This window comes from Aurantimonas sp. A3-2-R12 (genome assembly GCF_036016755.1).
Taxonomy (GTDB): domain Bacteria; phylum Pseudomonadota; class Alphaproteobacteria; order Rhizobiales; family Rhizobiaceae; genus Aurantimonas; species Aurantimonas coralicida_A.
In genome coordinates, this window is sequence record NZ_JAYXIH010000008.1 from 1 (window position 1) to 15,763 (window position 15,763).

The window sequence follows — 15,763 nt, forward strand, 5'->3', positions numbered from 1 at the left end:
CAAATCTGATGAAACAGCCTTTCCCATGAAGCACCTCCTGCTCACAGAGAATCAAACCGAACATCAAATGGGAACCCGTCGATTCAAATTATTCGCCGGATGCTCTAGCCGTGGAGCAGCAGGACGCGGGCGGCCAAGGACCGGCGGATATGCTCGCGCGCGACCTGTTCGGCCGTATCCGCGTCGCGCACCGCGACCGCTTCCACGATCGCCGTGTGCTCCCGGCAAGCCTCGGCGTGGCGGCCTGGAACGGAGTAGGTCGTGGGGCCAAGCAAGGCGATGGCGTCCTGCATCTCCTGCAGCGCCGCATCGAGATAATGGTTACGGGCGGAGGCGTAGAGCGTATCGTGGAAGCGATGGTTGAGGTCGGCGGCCAGGTCGCTCGCTTCGGGGGCGACAGCGGCGAACCGCTGCCCGATGTCGGCCAGCACCTGGTGCTCCGCCGGTGCGCCATGCTGCGCCGACAGACGCGCGGCGGCGCCCTCGAGAATTTCCCGCATGGCGTAGAGTTCGAACACCTCCGCCGATCCGAGACGGCGCACGACCAGCCCTCGGCCGCTCGCAGGCTCGACCAAGCGCTTGGCCAAGAGGCGGCTGAACGCTTCCCTGACGGGCGTTCGGCTGACCTTGAGCCGATGCGCCACTTCCTCCTCGCGTAGCCGATCTCCGGGACGGTATTGGCCGGCACGGAGAGCGTCCCGCAAGGCGTCGAAGACATATTGCGACAGGCCCTGCCGATTGCCTTCGCGCGCGCCGGAACTTGGTGACGCTGCTCCTGTAACCATGACTACGCCTCTCTGAATGCGCCGCCGATGGTGCTGTGAATAGCACGCGGCTGTTGACCAGTGTAGCAACTTGTGTTTTTTCGTATACAAATAAATACGAAGCCAACTTTAACGGACTAGGGCAGCCATGGCGGACTGGGACAAGCGCTGGGACGTGCTCGTGGCGGGCGGCGGTAACGCCGCCCTCTGCGCGGCGATCGCCGCCCGGCGGGAGGGGCGTTCGGTGCTGGTGGTGGAGGCAGCGCCGAAATTCTACCGCGGCGGCAACACCCGGCACACCCGCAACATGCGCTGCGCCCACGATGCCGCGACCGAGACGTTGTCGGGTCCCTATGGCGAGGCGGAATTCTTCGACGATCTGATGCTGGTGACGGCGGGCAACACCGACGAGACGTTGGCGCGCCTGATGATCCGCGAGTCGAAGGCGATGCTGGACTGGATCCAGGAACAGGGAGTGCGGTTTCAACCCTCCCTGGGCGGCACGCTGAGCCTGGGGCGGACCAATTCGTTCTTTCTCGGTGGCGGTCGTTCGATGCTGAATTCGCTCTACCGGACGGCGGAACGGCTGGGCGTCGTGGTCGCCTACGATGCGGAGGTGACGGGGCTGGAAATCGAGGACGGCGCCTTCCGATCCGCGACTGTCACGACGCCGAAGGGAGCGCATCGCGTCGTCGCGGCGAACTTCGTTGCGGCGTCCGGCGGTTTCGAGGCCAATCTCGAATGGCTGAAGGAAGGCTGGGGCGACAAGGCCGACAACTTCCTCATCCGCGGCACGCCCTACAACAAGGGAACGATCATCCGCATGCTGCTGGAAGCGGGTGTCGAACAGATCGGCGATCCGACCCAGTGCCACGCCGTGGCGATCGACGCGCGGGCGCCGAAATTCGACGGCGGCATTATTACGCGACTCGACTGCGTGGTGTTCGGCATCGTCGTCAACCGGGATGGCGCCCGCTTCTACGACGAGGGCGAGGACATCTGGCCGAAGCGCTATGCGATCTGGGGACGACTGGTCGCGGCGCAACCAGACCAGATCGCCTACATCATCTTCGACGCCCCATCGCTGGAAAAGTTCATGCCGTCGCTGTTTCCGCCTGTCATGGCCGGATCGATCGGCGAACTGGCCGACACGCTCGGCCTCGATCGGAAGGCGCTGCAAGACACCGTCACCACGTTCAACGCGGCGGTCGAGGGCGGCCGTCCCTTCGACCATACGACACTCGACGGCAACCGGACGCGCGGCCTTGACATCGACAAGACCAATTGGGCCCAGCGCATCGAAACAGCGCCGTTCTATGCCTATCCGGTGCGGCCCGGCATCACCTTCACCTATCTCGGCGTGCGCGTGAACGAACAGGCGCGGATGAAGATGGCCGACGGCCGGCCAGCGCCGAACATGTTCGCGGCGGGAGAGATCATGGCGGGCAACGTCCTCGGACAAGGCTACGCGGCCGGTATCGGCATGACCATCGGCAGCGTCTTCGGGCGGATCGCCGGACAGGAGGCTGCCCGCAATGCATAGGACCGATGCCCTTGCCGAGGCCGACCGGCTGATGACGGTTTGCAACTCCTGCCGCTACTGCGAAGGCCTGTGCGCGGTATTCCCGGCGATGGAGATGCGGCGCGACTTCCAGGACGGCGATCTCAACTATCTGGCCAATCTCTGCCATTCCTGCGGCGCCTGCTACTACGATTGCCAGTTTTCTCCGCCGCATGAATTCGCGGTCAACGTGCCCAAGGTCCTCGCCGAAGTCCGCAACCAGTCCTACGAGCAATATGCTTGGCCACAGGCGTTTCGCGGGGTCTTTGCCCGCCATGGCCTGGTCGCGGCATTGCTGGTGGCGCTATCGGTCGCACTCTTCCTGATTGGATTCGTAGCCTGGAACGCGCCGGCAGCCCTGTTCACGGCGCATCTCACGGACGAGAATTTCTACGCGCTGATGCCGCACAACGCCATGGCGCTGCTCTTCGGCACGGTCTTCCTCTTCGCAATCTTTGCCCTGGGCATGGGCGCGCGCAACTTCTGGCGTGACATCGGCGAGCCGGCCGCGACGCTTGCCCAGCCGGCCGCGCTCGCTCGCGCGGCCCATGACGCCGGCACCTTGCGTTATCTCGACGGGGGCGGCGAGGGCTGCATGAACGAGGACGAGGCGCCAACCGATCGCCGCCGAATCTACCACCACCTGACCTTCTACGGGTTCATGCTCTGCTTCGCCGCAACATCGGTCGCGACGCTTTATCATTACGTCTTCGGGCGCGTGGCCCCTTATCCCTGGTGGGACGTGCCGGTCATCCTCGGCACGCTGGGCGGAATCGGGTTGTTGATCGGCCCCGCAGGTCTTCTCGCAGCGAAACTGCGCCGCGACGAGGCGCTGCAGGATGGTAGCCGGTTCGGCATGGATACGGCGTTCCTCGCCATGCTGTTCCTCACCGGCCTGACGGGGCTCATGCTGCTGTTCCTGCGCGCGACCCCGGCCATGGGGGTGCTCCTGGCTGTGCACCTCGGCTTTGTGCTGGCCCTGTTCCTGACCCTGCCCTATGGCAAGTTTGTGCACGGCATCTACCGGTATCTGGCGCTGGTTCGCTATGCCAAGGAGAGCAAGACAATCGAACAGGAAGCCGCCGGTGCCGGGGCATAAAAGCCCCACGCGGCTGCGCAAACAGTTGATCACGCTGATCATCGCCGCTGTTGGCGTCGTGCTGTTCTGGCTGGCGGATATGCCCCTGCCGTTCCTTCTGGGTCCGCTGTTTGCCTGTCTCGCTGCGGCGATGGTTGGGGCAACGCTGGCCGACTCCGGTCAGGTCGGCGTCATGATGCGCACGGTGCTCGGCGTGGCCGTCGGCTCGTCCATTACGCCGGATCTTCTGACCCGCCTCCCCGGCATGGCCTATTCCGTCGCCCTCGTGCCGCTGTTCGTCCTGATCATCGGACTGATCGGGTATCCGTTCTTCCGCCGCGTCTGCGGATTCGACGGGCCGACATCCTACTACGCCGCCATGCCCGGCGGATTTCAGGACATGGTGATCTTTGGCCAAGAGGCCGGCGCGGACATTCGGGCCCTGTCGCTCATCCACGCCACACGGGTTCTGCTGATCGTCACGCTCGTCCCGTTCCTGATGACGTCGATCTACGGTCAACCGCTCACCAACGCGCCGGGTGCTGCGCTGGCGGAAATTCCGGCACGAGAACTGCTCCTGATGGCGGTTGCCGCCCTGGTCGGCTGGAAGGGTGGCGAACGCATCGGATTGTTCGGCGCCTCGATCATCGGGCCGTTGGTCGTCACGGCCGTTTTCAGTCTGCTCGGCCTCATCGAACATCGCCCGCCGGCGCTGGCGATTCTCGCAGCGCAGTTCTTCATCGGTGCCTCGATCGGCGCGAAATACACCGGCGTCAGCTGGCGCGAATTGCGGGTCGACGTCCTGGCGGGCGCGGCTTTCTGCGTACTACTCGGCGTCGTTGCGACGATTTTCGCCGAAGCCGTGGCGCTGGCGGGCTTTGCTCCGGCCGTCGAGGCGCTCTTGTCCTTCGCGCCGGGCGGTCAGGCCGAAATGGCGATGCTGACGATCATCGCCGGCGCGGATCTCGCCTTCGTCGTCACCCACCACATCGCCCGCATCGTGGTGGTGATCGCCGGCGCGCCTATCGTGGCGCATTTCCTGAAATGGAAGGATCGTGAATGAGAATCGCCATTCTCGACGACTGGTCCGGCTCGGCGCTCGACTATGCCGACTGGGCCAGCCTCGGCGCCAGCATCGAGGTGTTTTCCGAGCCCTTTGCGTCCACCGAGGCGCTGGTCGCCGCTCTCCGTCCGTTCGACGTGCTCTGTCTGATGCGCGAGCGCACCCCCTTCCCTGCCCCTGTGATCAAAGCGTTGCCGGCGCTGACGCTGATCGTGACTACCGGCGCGCGCAACAATGCGATCGATCTCGAGGCGGCGCGGGCAGCCGGGATCACGGTCTGCGGCACCCGGGCGCGCAAGACCACGACGGCCGAACTGACGCTGCTTCTGATCCTGGCGCTGTCGCGCAACCTTTTCGGCGAAGCCGGGCGGCTACGCGAGGGCGGCTGGCAGGGGCCGCCGGGGCGCGACCTCGATGGCCTCCGGCTCGGCCTGATCGGCCTGGGGACCGTCGGCGCACAGGTCGCCCGGTTGGCACAGGGTCTGGGAATGCGCGTCAGCGCCTGGTCGCAAAACCTGACAGACGCGCGCTGCGCCGAATGCGGAGTGCCTCATGCGCCATCGCTTGCGGCTCTGATGGGCGAAAGCGACGTGGTTTCGGTCCACCTCGTGCATTCGCCGCGGACCGATCGCCTGATCGGATCGGACGCTTTCGCCGCGATGCGAGACGGCGCCGTCTTCGTCAACACATCCCGCGCCGGAATCGTCGATACGCCGACGCTCCTTGCCGCAATGCGCGCCGGGCGACCGGCCAAGGCCGGGCTTGATGTCTTCGACGCCGAGCCACTTCCGCAGGACGATCCGCTTCGCGCGGCCTTCGCCGAGTTCGGCGACCGCCTGCTCGCCACGCCGCATCTTGGCTATGTCACCGACGAAACCTGGCGGCTGTTCTACGGTGACACCGTCGAGGCCGTCGCCGCCTGGCGCGACGGCACGCCGATCCGAGAGCTATAGCCACTTCGTCGGCTCAGCGGCTCCAGACCGCGCCGGGCACCATCAGTTGCCCCTTTGCCAATAGGCGCGCCGTACGCAGCAGCCCCGCCGAGCGCAGATCGAAGCCGTCGGACCCATGGGTGAAATCGGCCGCGACCTCGATGTTTCCCGAGGCGTGCTCGATCGTGACCACGGCGGGTCCTTCGACCGGACGCTCGGCCAGGCCGTCGGCGACGGTCCCGGGGACCAAGGCGCACGAGGCGAGGCATTGGGCGCCGGTGACGGCCATCGACGGATGACAATTCCAGGGCATGAAGTAGCGGGCCGAGATCGTTCCACCGGAACGGGCGCTACTGAGCAGGCCGAATTTCGGCATCACCGATTTCGACACGTCGCCGAGCCCCATCCGGCGTCCGGCCTCCTGCCGGATCGGCTCCATACGGGCATAGAAGTCGCGATTGGCGTCGAGTTCCTCGGCGCTCTCCTCGCCGGTCAGGCCGAACGCGTCGGCGCGCGCGATGACGATGGGCATCGCCACGTCCATGCAGGTGACCTCGACCCCGTCGATCACGTCGCGCAGATTGCCGGTCGGCAGCAGCGCCCCACAGGTCGACCCGACCACGTCCATGAAATTGAGCGTCACCGGCGCCGCCGTCCCCGGCACGTCGTCGATACGCGCATCGCCATCATATTCGACGAATCCGTCCGGCGTCTGCACGATCGCTTCGATCCGCGCTTCGGTATTGACGGCCCGGATGCGCACCGGTGTCTGCGGACCCTTGATACCGACCAGCCCCATCTCGATCGCGGCGGGGCCGACACCGGAGAGGATGTTGCCGCAGGTCGGCTTGAAGTCGACCAGGCCGTCGAGCACCGAAACCTGGGCGAAGAAGTAATCTACCTCGGCCCAGTCGTCTTCGGACCGAGACAGCATGGCGACCTTGGTGGTCACCGCCGCGCCGCCCCCGATTCCGTCGATGTTGAGCTTGTGGCCGGAGCCCACGGCCGCGACCAGCACCCGCGCCAGTGACTCGCGGTCCTCGGGAAGATCCTGCCTCGCGATATAAGGGCCGCGAGAGGTCCCGCCGCGCATGAACAGGAAAGGGATTTCGGTCTGCCGCATTGATGCTACCTCAAAGGCCAAGGGAGATCGACGGCCGATTGCAGCCATCCGCTCGGGAAATTAAGCGACAGGGCGTTGGCCAGGAAGGTGAAGAAGACCATCGCCACCGCCGTCAGGAGCAGTGTGCGCGTCCAGCCGGCTTGCGCCCGCACCCGCAGAAACACCAGGAAGAAGACCAGCGCGCCCAACCAGAATCCGATCAGGGCGGTGATGGCGACCAACGCCGCGATCCAGAGCGCTCCGGCCCAAGGACTGCGAATATCGTCCGCGCCGACATGATCGCCGTGGACCTCGTGATCGAAGATCGCCGGATTGGCATTCTCGCCGAGCACGAGCACCCCGAGCAGCAGCAACGCGAACAGACCGGCGACAGCCGCGCTGCCCATCGGGAAGACCGCCCCGAGGAAGGATTGCCCGGCCGCATCCCAGATCGCATAGGCAAAGATCGCGACGACGAGGGCGGCAAACGCGATCTGCGGCCCGCGGTCGGCCAACGGCGCGCGCCCCGAAACCGAGACGGCGGTCTCGGAGGCACCTGCCGGAGCCGGGGCGCCGGTGTCGTCGACGCGGTTGCGCACGCCGAACCAGATCGACAGCGCCGTCAGCGCGCCGATGATCAAGACGCCGGGACGGCTCAGGAACTCCCAGCCGTAGAACTGCACTGCCTGGTAGAGGTAGGTCTCGGCCTGCGGCGCCAGCACGAAGCCGATCAGCATCGCCGGACGCGGCCAGCCGAACCGCTTCATCAGGACGCCAAGCACGCCGAGCACCAGTAGCGCCACCAGATCGGCCAGGTCGCGCGTCGCCTGAAAGGCGGCGAAGGAAATCACCGCGATCATGAACGGGGCGAGCAGCGGAAACGGAATCGTCGTCAGCCGCGAGATCGGCTGCGCCAGTGCGATACACAGCCCCGCGCCGATGACATTGGCAAGGGCAAGCGACCAGATAATCGAATAGGTGATGTTCAGATCGGAGGTGACCATCGAGGGGCCAGGCTCGATGCCGATCAGCACCATGCCGCCGAGAAACACCGCCATCGACCCGGATCCGGGAATACCGAAAAGCAGCGTAGGCAGCAGCGCACCGCCCTCCTTGGCGTTGTTGGCGCTTTCCGGAGCGATCACGCCGCGAATATCGCCGTGGCCAAATCGCGAGGTGTCCTTGGTCGTCTGCACCGCATGACCGTAGGCGATCCAGTCCACCACCGATCCGCCGAGGCCGGGGATCGCGCCGATGATGCAGCCGATGCCGGCGCAACGCAGGCTAAGGAACCAGTGGCGCATCCAATCGCGGACGCCCTCGAACCATCCAGCGCCGAGAGCGACCCCACCGGTAATGGACTGATTGCGGCGCAGCAATTCGGCGATTTCGGGAAATGCGAAGAGTCCGAGGCCAACAACGACCAGCGGCACGCCGTCGTAGAGATAGTCGAAGTCCAGGATCATCCGGAATTCGCCGGTGGCGGGCGCGCCACCGACCGAGCCGAGCACCAGCCCGATCCCGCAGGCCGCCAGCCCCTTGGCAAGACTGCGGCCGGCCAGCACGCCGACCATGGAGAGGCCGAACAGCGACAGCATGAACAGTTCCGCGGAGCCGAATGCGAGGATGATCGGCCGTGCGATCAAAACGAAACCGGTCAGGACGACAGCCCCGAACAGGCCCCCGAAGAGCGAGGAGACAAAGGCGGCCGAGAGCGCCCGCGCTGCCTGGCCCTGCTTGGCCAGCGGAAATCCGTCGAGCACGGTGGCCTGGCTGGCACTGGATCCGGGAATGCCCATGAGGACCGACGCGAAGGTGTCGGAGGTCGGGATGACCGCGATCAGGCCGATCAGCATGGCCAACGCGGTGACCGAGTCCATACCGTAGAGAAAGGGGATCAGCAGCGACAATCCGGCGATGCCGCCGAGGCCGGGGAAGACGCCGATCGACAGGCCGAGCAGCACGCCGAGCAGCATGTAGAGCATATGCTGCCACGTCAGGAGTTCGGCGAGTGCCGAAACGAAGACGTCGAACATGGCGGTGACCTCCCAGCGCCGCGTTAGAGCGCCGTGCGTCCATTCGAACGCACAAAGGACGCTCTAACACTTTGATTGAGCATCGAAATTATCCAAAAACCGGATTCCACTTTTTGGTCCGATGCTCCAGACTCGTAGCGGGCGGCCCCTGCGAGCCGCCCGCCACATCACATCAGGGGGTCAGTCGTCGCTCAGCTTGACGTTATATTCCGTGCCCAGCATGTCGACGACCTGGCTGCGCAACTCGGGCGAGATCGTCGTACCTTTGTCGTACAATGCCTGCGCCGGCTTGCCGGTGACCTGCTCGTAGGTGCCCAGGACCGGCTCCTTGGCCGACTGGTATTCGGGATCGGCCTTCATCTGGGTCACGGCGTCCTGATAGGCGGCGACGATGTCGTCGGGTGTGTCCTTGGGCAAGAAGACCATCTTCTGGGCCGGAAAACCGGCGGTGAAGAAGGCGAAATAGGCATCGAACTCCGGACCCGACGGCGCTTTTCCGGTCAGCATTTCGTAGGCTTCCCCGAAATGCGGCAGGTCGGGAAAGGTCGGATCGCGGACGAGATTGCCGTCCTCGTCCAGCGCGCCCCAGGAGAACAGCGGAACCGCCTTGCCCTCGTCGACCAGCGGCTGCACGTTCTTCAGATAGGCCGAAGACGTCTGGTAATCGATGTTGACCTCGCCGCGCTCGAAGGCGAGGCGTCCGTCGCCACGGCCCTTGAAGCCGAAGACGTGCTGGACGTCGAGGCCCATCATCTGGAAACCGAGCAGCGGAACCAGATCGAGCGAGGTAGCGCCCTGGCTCGCATAGACCAGCTTCTGATCCTTCAGATTGCCGATGTCATCCGCTGTCGGAACCAGTTCGGGAGAGGCATAGACGACACCGCCGGTCGGCGCGGCCATGACGATCTTCCAATCCTTGTATTCATAGCGGACGCGCGGATCGCCCAGAAGATACGGGAACTGAGTCGAGCCCGACGTGCCGAGGATGGTCAGGCCGTCCGGCTTTGCGCGGCTGGCGAAGAGGTTGGTGCCCTTGGTCGAACCACCGCCCGGCTCGTTGACCACGACAACCGTGGGGTTGCCGGGCAGATATTTGGAGAAGAACGGCGCGTTGAACCGCGCCCAGGTGTCCGAACCGCCGCCCGGCGAGAACGGGATGATCCATTCGATAGTCTTGCCTTCGAACGAGACCTGAGCCGAAGCCGGCCCCGACACGGTGAGCGCGGCGAGTGAAGCCGCGATCGCCAGCGTCGCGCGGCGCGTGAAACTGTTAAGTGTCATTGGGTCCTCCCAGACCGTTGCATTGATCGTCGAGAGCAGATGACGGTATCCCGCGCTCCGCGTCTCCTCTCCCATAGATCTGCCGGCGTCGTCGAAATCGCGGGGCCAGCTTGATCCGGGCCTGTTTATCCGCGCAACCTGTCTGAACCCTGTCAAGGGCCGGAGGACCATGCGAATTGTATTGATCGAAGACAATGAGAGCCTGGCGCGTGGAATCGCCACGGCGCTGCGCGATCTCGGACATGCCGTGGACTGCCTTTTGGACGGCAGCGATGGTGCCACTTATCTCGCCACCCAAGGCGCCGACGTCGCGATCGTCGATGTCAACCTGCCGGGGCTGAGCGGCTTCGATCTGGTCCGGGCATTGCGGCAACGCGGGGATTCGACGCCGGTCCTGATGCTGACGGCGCGGGGCGAGACAAGCGATCGGATCACCGGGCTGGACGCCGGCGCCGACGACTATCTGGTCAAGCCGTTCGACATGGCCGAGCTGATCGCCAGACTGCGTGCGCTTGCGCGGCGGCTACCGGGCTTGCGGCCCGTCGAGGAAACGCTCGGCCGGCTCCGGTTCGACCACGGGGCGCGACAGCTGTTCGGGCCGCAGGGCCCCATCGACCTCGCGCGGCGTGAACTCGCGCTGTTCGAGTATCTGCTTCAAAATTCGGGGCGCGTGATCGCGAAAGAGCAAATCGGCGAGGCATTGTATGGCGTCGGCTCCGAGATCGAACCGAACGCGGTCGAACTGGCGGTGTCGCGTCTCCGACGCAAGCTGCGCGAGACCGGCGTCGAAATCCGCACGGCTCGCGGGGTGGGCTACATGCTTGATGCCGGCAATGACGGGCAACAATGAACCGCTCGCTGCGCTCTCGGCTATTCCTGCTGATCGTCCTGCCCCTGGTCGTCGTCGCCGGCTTCGCCGCCGTGGCTCGCTATGTGATGGCGGAGCGGACGTCGCAGACCCTCTACGACAATACTCTCCTCGCCGTCGCATTGGCGATTTCCCGCGACGTCGTCCTCAGCGAGGGCGATCTCCTGTCCGAGCAGCTGTTGGAATCGCTGACCCAAACGCTCGGCGACGCCATCTATTACGAAGTGACCGGCCCCGGCGGACGCTTCGTCACGGGATATACCAACTCACCGCCGCAACCGGGAACCGAAGAGATCGCAAGCGGCGTTCCCGCCTTCTTCGACGCGGAATATTTCGACGCGCCCGTTCGGGCGGTCGTTCTCCGCGAATTCATCCCCGAACCGCAATTCGGCGGTTGGGTGACGGTCAAGGTCTGGCAGACCGTCCGCCAGCGCGACGCGCTGAGCTTGCAACTGGCTATGGAGGCGTCGACCCTCATGGCAGTGGTAATCGTCGCTGCGGGCGCCTTCGTCTGGTTTGGCATCAATTTCGGCTTGCGGCCGTTGCTGCAATTGCGCGAAGCCGTCGAGCGCCGTTCGCAGGACGATCTGAGCCCGATCCGGCGAACTGTGCCGCGCGAGGTCAAGAGCCTCGTGCGGGCCATGAATGCGCTCTTCCGGCAGCTCTCCGACGCCTTCGCGGCGCGGGACGCCTTCATTTCCAACGCGGCGCACCAGCTGCGGAACCCAATTGCGGCGATCCTCGCCCAAGCCGAGGCGGCCGAGGCGGCACCGCCGGACGCGGATTTGCGCGGACGCGTCTCGGAGGTCGCCGAAGCGGCCCGGCGTACCGCACGCCTGACCCAGCAACTGCTATCCTTGGAACGGGCGCGCGGCCTCCCGCCCGGATCGAGCGAGGAAAAAATCGAACTCGCGAAACTGGCCGCCGACATATTGCGCGGACGAGCGGCTGCCGCATTGCTGCGTGGTATCGACGTGTCGCTGGACGTGGCGGGGGAACCGGTCCTGATACGAGGCGATCCGGTGTTGCTCGGCGAGGCCCTCGAGAACCTTCTCGATAACGCCATCCGATACGGATGCCGGGACGGCGGTGCTGTCCGGGTCGCGGTCGGATTCGAGCCGGGAATTGTTCGTCTGGCCGTCGAGGATGATGGACCCGGCGTACTGACGAAGCAGCGAGACCGCATCTTCGAGCGCTTCCAGCGCGGTGTAGACGACGGGGTGGAAGGCTGCGGACTCGGCCTTGCCATCGTGCGGGAAATCGTCGATCGGCACGGCGGACACGTCTGGTTGGGCGACACGCCAGGTGGAGCGCGGTTCGTGATCGAATTGCCTATCGCGGGGGCCGCTGAGTAACGCATGGGTTCGGCCCGCCCGGCTTGGACCGACAATTGCGACGCGGCTACCTTGCGGCTACCCTTTCCCCACGGGCGCCGCCGTGCGCCGCGATGACGCGGTCGGCATCGCGACCGTAAACCTCCTCATAGTGGTCGAAGGCGCTTTCGAACCAGCCGATGCCCTGGGTCGCTGATCGGAGCGCCTGCCCCAGTTCCTCCAGCGCGACGGCGGGAAGTCGCGTACGCAGCAGATCCCAGCCGCGTGCGTCCGGATTCGGTTCAAAGCCCAGCACGCGCCCCTTCAGCGACGAGATCATCGCGACGAGCGCGCCGGTATAAAGGGCGGGCGCGTGGATAGCGGCCTCATGGATCGGCTGCAGCAACATCGGGACCGCCTCCGCCAGCGCCTCCGCGACCGCCGCTCGCCCCGCCGCGCGAAAGGCGAAGTCCGAGCTGTCCACCGCATGGTATTGCCCATCGGTCAGCGTCACAGCGATGTCAATCACGGGAAAGCCGAGCGGCCCCGACGCCAGCGCGTCCCGTGCTCCCGCCTCGATCGAAGGGATGTAGTTTCGCGGCACGGCACCGCCCTTCACCGTCTCGTCGAAGCTGAAGCCACCACCCCGCCGGTTTGGCCGCACGGTCAATTTGACGTCGGCGAACTGCCCCGCGCCTCCGGTCTGCTTGCGATGACGATGGTGGATGCTGGCCGGTCGGCTGATCGTTTCGCGCCAGACGCCGTCGGGCGCGTGGTCCGACGCCTTCACGCCGAACTCTTCCGCCAGCATGCTGAGCACGCGACGAAGGTGCATCGGCCCTTGGAGATGCACGACCAGCGCGCCCGTCGCCCCCTCCTGACTGACCGCCAAGCCCGGATCGTCCTCGGCGATGCGGGCAAGGGCCAGGGAAAGCTTCGCCTGGTCGCGATCGTTCTCTGGCGCCAGGCTGCGCACGAACATCGGTTCCGGTGAGCAGGCCCAGGCGGGCGGATCGCCGCTCCGGTCAGCGAAGAGCAGCCGGCTAGCGGCAAGATGATCCGACTTGAGCGCCAAGGCGATACCGCCAGCTGGCAGCGGCGACGACGCCGGCTTGCCCGTGCCAACCTCCATGAGCGCACCCAGATTTCCGCCGGCGAGCGAGGACCCGGCGCTCACCCCGTCGACGAGCGCCCGGAGAATTTTCTCCTTGCCGAGATGCTTCCGGTACTGGGCGTGAAACGTGACCGCCATCGGCCCCGCCTCCCCCGCCTGCGATCCGGCGGCCAGCCGCTGACGCAGGACATCGACGGAAGGAGCCTCATGGCGCAGCAGCTTCATCAGCCGGACAACGCCGGCACCATGCAGGGCGGAGCCGATCAGCGCCGGGTTCGCCCGGTTCTCGGCAAGCGCCCGGCAGCAGATCGCATAGAGAGCGCCTGTCGCCGGTTCGCGGTCCTCCACGATCTCCTCGAGCAACCGATCGTCGAACTCGGATAGGTTTTCCAGCAGCTCCGCCCGCGCCTCATGCTCACGCGCCACGGCACTCTCGGGAACCTCGACCAGAGCGGATGGTCCTCCCTCCTGATAGCGCCAGGCGCGCTCGGAGACGAGATCGACCGCGCCGACGACCTGCTCTCCGTCGCGGATCGGGATCTGGCGAAGCACGATCGGATGGCCGCAATAGTCCTGCAGCCCGGCAACGACGTCGCGGAGTCGGGCCCGGGTTTCATCGATACGGTTGACGAAGACGAGACAGGGCATGCCCGATGCCTCCACTGCCCGGAAGAACGGCGCCGTGAGCACGGCGGCCTCGGGATCGGGCGAAACGACGATCACCGCCGCATCGCTGGCCAGCAAGGCCGCGCGCGCTTGCGGTAGGGTCTCGATGTCGCCCGGGCAGTCGATCGCGCACCAAGGCTCGTCCATGAAATCGAATCTGACGACACCGAGGCCGTCACGGGTTTCGAAGCGCTCGCCCGCAGCTTGGGGCCCGGCGAGCCGATTGACGAGTGTGGTTTTCCCGGCACCTGCCGGACCGAGAACCGTGAAGCACCGCATGATCGGCTCCTTTACGCTTCGCACTCGCGGCGTTCGGGCGCCCCGCATCGGGGCGACCGCGGCGAGTTCCAGGCAGAATGTCGCAAAACGGAGCCGCCGTCGATCTTGTCGGTAAAAAGGACATCCGCAGGGGTTCTTTCTCGAAGCTTTCATTGATGAGAGATTGCAGGCGCTGACCGGATGGAATTCGACGCCGAACCAGGGAGCAACCCGTGGAAACCACCGACCCCTTCGATCTCGCGCGCTTCGTAAGGGCTCAGGCGCCGGTCTTCGACACTGTCGTCGACGAGCTGAGCGCGGGACAAAAGCGCAGCCACTGGATGTGGTTCATCTTCCCGCAACTGCGGGGCTTGGGGCGTTCATCGCTGGCTGAATTCTACGGCATCGGCTCGCTCGACGAGGCGCGCGCCTATCTGGCCGATCCTGTCCTCGGACCGCGGCTGGTCCTTTGCACGCAAACGGTACTGGGAGTGCGGGACCGCACCCTCCGCGCCATCTTCGGCTCGCCCGACGACATGAAATTCCGCTCCTCCATGACCCTGTTCGCACAGGCCGTCGAAGCGGAGGAAAGTCCGTTCGCTCTGGCGCTCCAACGCTATTGCGATGGACGAATGGACGAAAAGACGCTGGCGCGGTTGGCGGCGGCCGGGACATAGGTCGCAACGGCCGCGAGCCGGTTGCGGTTGGATGCTTCACCGCTCCGCAAGGACGCACGGCCCCGCGGAGCGGCCTGGCATCCAACTTAGTCGTAGAGAACCGCCGCGATCTCCGGATCGTCGATGGTCGCCTTGTCATAGTAGAAGAAGCCGGTGTCGATATTCTTCTCGACGGTCTCGCCCTTGGCGGCTGCGACGGCCGCCTTCACCGTCTCGTAGCCGATGCCGACCGGATTCTGGGTAATAGCACCCGCCATCGATCCATCGCGCACGGCCTCTTTCTGAGCCGCGCCGGAATCGTACCCGATCACCACGACCTCGTCCCGGCCCATCTCACGCTTGCCGTTGAGAACCCCGATGGCCGATCCCTCATTGGCGCCGAAGATACCGGCGAGGTCGGGATTGGCCTGCAGGATCGACTTGGTGATCTCGGTCGACTCGAGCTGATCGCCGCCACCGTATTGCACCGAGACGATCTCGATGTCGGGATGCGCCTCCTTGATCCGGTTGCTGAAGCCCTCGACGCGGTCGATGCCGGTGCGGCTGGTCTGGTCATGCGCGACGACCGCGACCTTGCCCTTGTCACCGATCAATTCCGCCATCTTGTCGGCCGCGAGCGCCGCGGCGGCGACGTTGTCGGTCGAAGCGGTCGCCATCGGAATATCGCTGTCGACGCCGGAGTCGAAGGCGATAACCGGGATGCCAGCATCCTTCGCCTGTTGCAGAAGCGGAATTGCCGCTTGGCTATCGAGCGCCGCGAAGCCGATCGCGTCCGGCTTCTTCGCCAGCGCGGCCGACAGCATGTCGATCTGGCGGTCGACCATGGTTTCGTTGTCCGGACCCTCGAAGCTGACCTCGACGCCAAGCTCTTCGGCCGCCTTGTCGGCGCCCGCCTTGACCGCCTGCCAGAACTGATGCTGGAAGCCCTTCGAGATCAGCGGCACATACATCTTTTCCTGCGCCGTGGCTGCTCCGCCTGCGGCCAAGAGGGCTGCGGCGCTGATCGCGCCGAGAATGACTCGTCTGGTGAACATGATTTTTCCTCCGGGT

Annotated in this window: 13 protein-coding genes; 7 read left to right on the forward strand and 6 right to left on the reverse strand. The window is 65.5% G+C overall.

Features of this window, described 5'->3' with window-relative positions; genetic code table 11:
- Positions 1-104 precede the first annotated feature (104 nt).
- Positions 105-785: a GntR family transcriptional regulator gene (locus VSX60_RS06115; protein ID WP_327623266.1), complete on the reverse strand. Its 681-nt coding sequence runs from the start codon at positions 783-785 to the stop codon at positions 105-107.
- 127 nt (positions 786-912) lie between these two features.
- Between VSX60_RS06115 and tcuA the strand changes: the two genes are divergently transcribed.
- Genes tcuA through VSX60_RS06135 form a run of 4 tightly spaced genes read left to right on the forward strand, consistent with a single transcriptional unit; the run spans position 913 to position 5,419 of the window.
- On the forward strand, positions 913-2,307 hold the full coding sequence (gene tcuA / locus VSX60_RS06120) for an FAD-dependent tricarballylate dehydrogenase TcuA (protein WP_327623267.1): 1,395 nt from the start codon (positions 913-915) through the stop codon (positions 2,305-2,307).
- The gene (gene tcuB / locus VSX60_RS06125; RefSeq protein WP_327623268.1) at positions 2,300-3,424 is read left to right on the forward strand and encodes a tricarballylate utilization 4Fe-4S protein TcuB; all 1,125 of its coding nucleotides are present in this window, start codon (positions 2,300-2,302) and stop codon (positions 3,422-3,424) included. Before tcuA ends, tcuB begins: the two co-directional genes overlap by 8 nt.
- On the forward strand, positions 3,411-4,466 hold the full coding sequence (locus tag VSX60_RS06130; protein ID WP_327623269.1) for an AbrB family transcriptional regulator: 1,056 nt from the start codon (positions 3,411-3,413) through the stop codon (positions 4,464-4,466). The genes tcuB and VSX60_RS06130 overlap by 14 nt, the downstream gene beginning before the upstream one ends.
- A complete protein-coding gene (locus VSX60_RS06135) occupies positions 4,463-5,419 on the forward strand; it encodes a D-2-hydroxyacid dehydrogenase family protein (protein WP_327623270.1) in 957 nt (318 codons plus the stop codon). Before VSX60_RS06130 ends, VSX60_RS06135 begins: the two co-directional genes overlap by 4 nt.
- A gap of 13 nt (positions 5,420-5,432) precedes the next feature.
- On the opposite strand, the gene VSX60_RS06140 is transcribed toward VSX60_RS06135, so the two are convergent.
- The 3 genes from VSX60_RS06140 to VSX60_RS06150 all read right to left on the reverse strand — a co-directional run bounded on the left by VSX60_RS06140 (position 5,433) and on the right by VSX60_RS06150 (position 9,817).
- On the reverse strand, positions 5,433-6,521 hold the full coding sequence (locus tag VSX60_RS06140; protein ID WP_327623271.1) for a 4-oxalomesaconate tautomerase: 1,089 nt from the start codon (positions 6,519-6,521) through the stop codon (positions 5,433-5,435).
- A gap of 5 nt (positions 6,522-6,526) precedes the next feature.
- Positions 6,527-8,536, reverse strand: coding sequence for a tripartite tricarboxylate transporter permease (locus VSX60_RS06145; RefSeq protein WP_327623272.1), 2,010 nt, complete (start codon positions 8,534-8,536; stop codon positions 6,527-6,529).
- 180 nt (positions 8,537-8,716) lie between these two features.
- Positions 8,717-9,817 (reverse strand): Bug family tripartite tricarboxylate transporter substrate binding protein, encoded by a 1,101-nt coding sequence (locus tag VSX60_RS06150; RefSeq protein ID WP_327623273.1) that lies wholly within the window; start codon positions 9,815-9,817, stop codon positions 8,717-8,719.
- A 169-nt stretch (positions 9,818-9,986) separates the two neighbouring features.
- Here VSX60_RS06150 and VSX60_RS06155 point away from each other — a divergent pair, with 169 nt between their 5' ends.
- Entirely contained in the window at positions 9,987-10,667 is a 681-nt protein-coding gene (locus tag VSX60_RS06155) for a response regulator transcription factor (RefSeq protein WP_327623274.1), read from the forward strand.
- On the forward strand, positions 10,664-12,040 hold the full coding sequence (locus tag VSX60_RS06160) for a sensor histidine kinase (RefSeq protein WP_327623275.1): 1,377 nt from the start codon (positions 10,664-10,666) through the stop codon (positions 12,038-12,040). Before VSX60_RS06155 ends, VSX60_RS06160 begins: the two co-directional genes overlap by 4 nt.
- A gap of 46 nt (positions 12,041-12,086) precedes the next feature.
- Here VSX60_RS06160 and VSX60_RS06165 read toward each other — a convergent pair whose 3' ends face one another.
- On the reverse strand, positions 12,087-14,057 hold the full coding sequence (locus VSX60_RS06165) for an elongation factor G (protein WP_327623276.1): 1,971 nt from the start codon (positions 14,055-14,057) through the stop codon (positions 12,087-12,089).
- A 212-nt stretch (positions 14,058-14,269) separates the two neighbouring features.
- Between VSX60_RS06165 and VSX60_RS06170 the strand changes: the two genes are divergently transcribed.
- The gene (locus VSX60_RS06170; protein WP_327623277.1) at positions 14,270-14,713 is read left to right on the forward strand and encodes a DUF1810 domain-containing protein; all 444 of its coding nucleotides are present in this window, start codon (positions 14,270-14,272) and stop codon (positions 14,711-14,713) included.
- A gap of 86 nt (positions 14,714-14,799) precedes the next feature.
- Here VSX60_RS06170 and VSX60_RS06175 read toward each other — a convergent pair whose 3' ends face one another.
- The gene (locus VSX60_RS06175) at positions 14,800-15,747 is read right to left on the reverse strand and encodes an ABC transporter substrate-binding protein (protein ID WP_327623278.1); all 948 of its coding nucleotides are present in this window, start codon (positions 15,745-15,747) and stop codon (positions 14,800-14,802) included.
- Positions 15,748-15,763: the final 16 nt, after the last annotated feature.